The 4,544-nt window shown below is 62.6% G+C and carries 4 protein-coding genes; 3 read left to right on the plus strand and 1 reads right to left on the minus strand.

Annotation, left to right across the window (positions count from 1 at the left end; translation table 11 throughout):
- Positions 1–1,195, minus strand: a 1,195-nt coding sequence (locus tag WBF82_RS06860) for a 1-deoxy-D-xylulose-5-phosphate synthase N-terminal domain-containing protein (protein WP_424382314.1), incomplete at its 3' end; no start/stop codon positions are given.
- 226 nt (positions 1,196–1,421) lie between these two features.
- On the opposite strand from WBF82_RS06860, the gene WBF82_RS06865 reads away from it, so the two are divergent.
- The 3 genes from WBF82_RS06865 to WBF82_RS06875 all read left to right on the plus strand — a co-directional run.
- A complete protein-coding gene (locus WBF82_RS06865; protein WP_424382315.1) occupies positions 1,422–2,723 on the plus strand; it encodes an SLC13 family permease in 1,302 nt (433 codons plus the stop codon).
- Positions 2,724–2,771: 48 nt separating this feature from the next.
- Positions 2,772–3,215 carry a CBS domain-containing protein gene (locus tag WBF82_RS06870; RefSeq protein WP_424382316.1) on the plus strand — a complete coding sequence of 148 codons (444 nt, stop codon included), beginning with the start codon at positions 2,772–2,774 and terminating at the stop codon, positions 3,213–3,215.
- A 61-nt stretch (positions 3,216–3,276) separates the two neighbouring features.
- The coding region (locus tag WBF82_RS06875) for an SLC13 family permease (RefSeq protein ID WP_424382317.1) at positions 3,277–4,544 on the plus strand (1,268 nt) is incomplete at its 3' end.

Consider the following 4,544-nt stretch of genomic DNA (forward strand, 5'->3'; position numbering starts at 1 on the left):
TGATTTGGTCGAACGCCCGGTTGAGAAATGTCGAGTAGATCGCCACCACCGGGTGCAGCCCACCCATGGCCAATCCGGCCGCCGACGTCATCGCATGCTGCTCGGCGATCCCGACGTCGAACAACCGATCCGGGAAGCGCTGCCCGAACGCCGTCAACCCGGTGGGCCCCGGCATGGCAGCGGTGATAGCGACAACGTCGCGGCGTTTGGTCGCGTACTCGATCAGCGATTCGGAGAACGTCGCCGTCCAGCTCGGTCCGGGGATCTTGGTGGCCAGTCCGGTCGCCGGGTCGATGACCCCACACGAATGCATCTGCTCGGCCTCGTCGGCCTCGGCCGGCCCGTAGCCCATACCCTTGTTGGTGACGACATGCACCAGCACCGGGCCGCGGTATCCGCGAGCACTGCGCAGCGCGGTCTCCACGGCGTGTTCGTCATGGCCGTTGACCGGCCCGACGTACTTCAGCCCGAGATCGGTGAACAGCAACTGCGGTGAAAGCGCGTCCTTCACACCGGCTTTGACGCTGTGCATGAACTGATAAGCCAATTCGCCGACGACCGGCATTCCGCGTACCGCGCTGCGCCCCCGCTCCAAGAGGTGCTCGTAGCTGGGCTGCAGCCGCAACGCGGCGAGGTGATTGGCCAAACCCCCGAAGGTCGGTGCGTAGCTGCGGCCGTTGTCGTTGACGACGATCACCACCGGGCGGTGCGCGGCCGCGATGTTATTCAGTGCCTCCCAACACATTCCGCCGGTGAGCGCACCATCGCCCACTACCGCGACGACGTGCCGGTTGCGGTGTCCGGTCAGCTCGAATGCCTTGGCCAGCCCGTCGGCGTAGGACAACGCCGCGCTGGCGTGGCTTGACTCAACCCAGTCGTGTTCGCTTTCGGCCCGAGACGGATAACCCGACAAACCACCCTTTTTGCGCAGCGTCTCGAAGTCCGCCGCGCGGCCGGTCAGCATCTTGTGGACGTAGGCCTGATGGCCGGTGTCGAAGACGATCGGATCGTGTGGCGAATCGAATACCCGATGCAACGCGAGTGTCAACTCGACCACGCCAAGGTTGGGCCCCAGATGCCCTCCGGTGGCCGCCACCTTGTGAATCAGAAACTCGCGAATTTCGTCGGCCAGATCACCCAAGTCCGCCTGAGAAAAGTGCTGCAGATCGGCGGGCCCACGGATCTGTTCAAGCATCCCGCCAGTGTACGACGCCCGCCATTCCGCAACGCCGACCTGCGGAGATATGTCGGCGGTAGCCGAACCTGAAGGTTAGATGAGACGCGCAGCGCAATCCAGCTAGGCCTGCTAAATTATGCCCCGGTGTGCCGGGAAGCCTGGTCGGCGTCTTTATTCGTGCAATTCGGGTTTCCCTGCTATTCAGGGCTATTCAGGAGTGCACGATGACTTGGCAGGGCGGCCAATGAGCGTCTTTCATGCCGTCTACGCGGTGACGGTGTTCGTGGTCGCCTACATTTTCATCGCCACGGAGCGTTTCAATCAGACGTTGGTGGCGCTGTTCGGCGCGACGGCCATGTTCTTCTTGCCGGTGATCAACTCCGACGAGGTCTTCTACTCACGCGCCACCGGGGTGAATTGGGACGTCCTCTTTTTGCTCCTCGGGATGATGATCATCGTCAGCGTGGTCCGCCAGACCGGCGTGTTCGAATACCTAGCCATCTGGTCGGCCAAACGCGCCAAGGGCTCTCCGCTGCGAATCATGATCCTGCTAGTACTTGTCACCGCCCTTGGAACAGCAGTTCTGGACAACGTGACCACGGTGTTGTTGATCGCGCCGGTCACGCTGCTGGTGTGCGACAGGCTCGACATCAGCCCGGCGCCGTTTCTGATCGTCGAGGCCCTCGCCGCCAACATCGCCGGCGCAGCAACCCTGGTCGGCGACCCGACCAGCATCATCATCGGCACCGGAGCCCACCTGAGCTTCCTTACGTTCACCGCCAACATGGCACCGGCGGTAATCATCGTGCTCGCCGTCCTGCTGATACTGCTGCCCCGGCTGTTTCCGGGATTCTTCACGGTCGATCCCAAACGGGTCGCCGATGTCATGTCGCTGAACGAGAAGGAAGCGATTAGCAACCACAAGCTGTTGATCCAGTGCGGGATCGTCCTGGTGGTCGTGTTCGCCGGATTCGTCGCGCACAAAGAGATCCACACGGAGCCCTCCCTGGTGGCTATGGCCGGCGCCGGCATCCTGATCGTGATCTCCGGTCTGAGCCGGAAGTTCTACCTGTCCAGCGTCGAATGGGAGTCGCTGCTGTTCTTCGCAGGACTGTTCATCATGGTTGGGGCCCTGGTGAGGACCGGCGTGGTCAATAATGTGGCACATGCGGCCAGCCAGGTGACCCACGGCGATGCCTGGACGGCCACGTTGCTGATCGTCACGGTGTCTTTCACGTTGGGCAGCTTTATCAACAACGTTCCGTACGCCGCCACGATGACACCGGTTGTCGCGCAGCTCGCCGAATCCATTCCTGGGCACACCAGTTCCGGTGTGCTGTGGTGGGCGCTGCTCCTAGGGACGGTCCTCGGCGGCAATCTCACCGCCGTGGGGGCGAGCGCGAATATCGTCGCGGTCGGGATCGCGCAACGCGCAGGCCATCCGGTGTCGTTTTGGGACTTCACTCGAAGGGGTGTGGTGGTGACCGCTTTCTCATTTGCACTTTCCGTCGGTTACCTGTGGGTCCGCTACTTCGCCTTCAGTTAGCCTGCCCGCCAGCTCACGCAAAGCACCGGGGTTCAGTATGGTGTGCGTGTGCGGGCAGAGGACCTCGAAGAGAAGTTCCCCATCGTGCCCATTGATTCCGACGCCGTCGACGCTGCACGCATGATCGCCGAGCACCATCTCCCCGGACTCCTGGTCACCGATACTTGCGGGGAGCCGTACGCAGTGCTTCCGGCGTTCGCGTTGCTGCGATTCATCCTGCCCCGATACGTGCAGGACGATCTGGCACTGGCCGGCGTCCTCGGCGACCCGACCCCCGACGAAGCTATGCGGAATTTGGCGGGCAAGACGGTCGGCGACGTGCTGCCCGACTACCTGCGCGACATTCCCTCGGTCGATGCGCGTGCCACCATCACCAAGGTCGCCGCGGAGATGGTGCAGGGGCGCACCCCGCTGATCGCAGTTACCAAAGACAGGAAATTGCACGGCGTGATCTTTGCATCACGCCTGCTGGCCGCGGCGCTCAAATCTTGAGCGCCGCTTGGCCGCACATGCCCAGCCAGGCGCGTGCCCGACGGCAGGATCACCCATGAGCATGAGCACCGTCCACACCGTTTACGCTTCCGCGGTCTTCGTCATCGCGTACGCCTTGATCACCACCGAGCGTTTCAACAAGACGATGGTGGCGCTGGCCGGCGCGGTGGCCGTGTTCTTCTTGCCGGTGATCAACTCAGATGAGGTCTTCTACTCGCGCGACACCGGAATCGACTGGGACGTCATCTTTCTGCTCCTCGGGATGATGATCATCGTCAGCGTGGTGCGCCAGACCGGCGTATTCGAATACATCGCGATCTGGTCGGCCAAACGCGCCAAGGGCTCGCCGCTGCGGATCATGATCCTGCTGGTGGTGGTCACCACAGTCGGATCGGCGTTCCTGGACAACGTCACCACGGTCTTGTTGATCGCACCGGTCACCGTGCTGGTAGCCGACCGGCTGGCGCTCAGTCCAGCGCCGTTTCTGATCGCCGAGTCCTTCGCCTCCGATATCGGTGGCGCGGCCACCCTGGTCGGTGATCCGACCAGCATCATCATCGGCACCGGGGCCAACCTGAGCTTTATATCGTTCTTGACGAACATGGGCCCGGCGGTGCTCATCGTGCTCCTCGCCCTGATAGCGCTGTTACGCCCCCTGTTTCCCGGCTTCTATACCGTCGACCCCGACCGGGTTGCCGATGTCATGGCACTGGACGAGAGAGAAGCGATCCGTAACCGCAAGCTGCTGATCCAATGCGGAATCGTCCTTGTCGCGGTGTTCACCGGTTTCGTCCTGCACCATGTGATCCACATGGAACCGTCGTTGGTGGCGATGGCAGGTGCCGGCATCCTGGTCATGGTCTCCGGCCTGGACCGTGACTTCTACCTTTCCAGTGTCGAGTGGGAGACCCTGCTGTTCTTCGCGGGACTGTTCATCATGGTCGGAGCCCTGGTGCGGACCGGCGTCATCAGTAACCTGGCCCATGCGGCCAGCCACGCAACCGGCGGCAACCTATGGCTGACGACAATGCTGATCCTGGGCGTGTCGTTCTTGTTCAGCGGCCTTGTCAATAACGTTCCGTACGCCGCCACGATGACGCCCATCGTCGCCGAGTTCGCCCCGTCCTTGCACGGCCACGCCGACACCGGTGTGCTGTGGTGGGCCCTGCTACTGGGCACGATCCTCGGGGGCAACCTCAATCCCATCGGGTCCAGCGCGAATATCGTCATAGTCGGACTCGCCGAACGCGCCGGCGCGCACGTCTCCTTCTGGGACTTCACAAAAAGGGGGGTGATCGTGGTCGCCGTCTCGTTCGTGATCTCCGTTGG

It is taken from the genome of Mycobacterium sp. (genome assembly GCF_049673265.1).
Lineage (GTDB): Bacteria > Actinomycetota > Actinomycetes > Mycobacteriales > Mycobacteriaceae > Mycobacterium.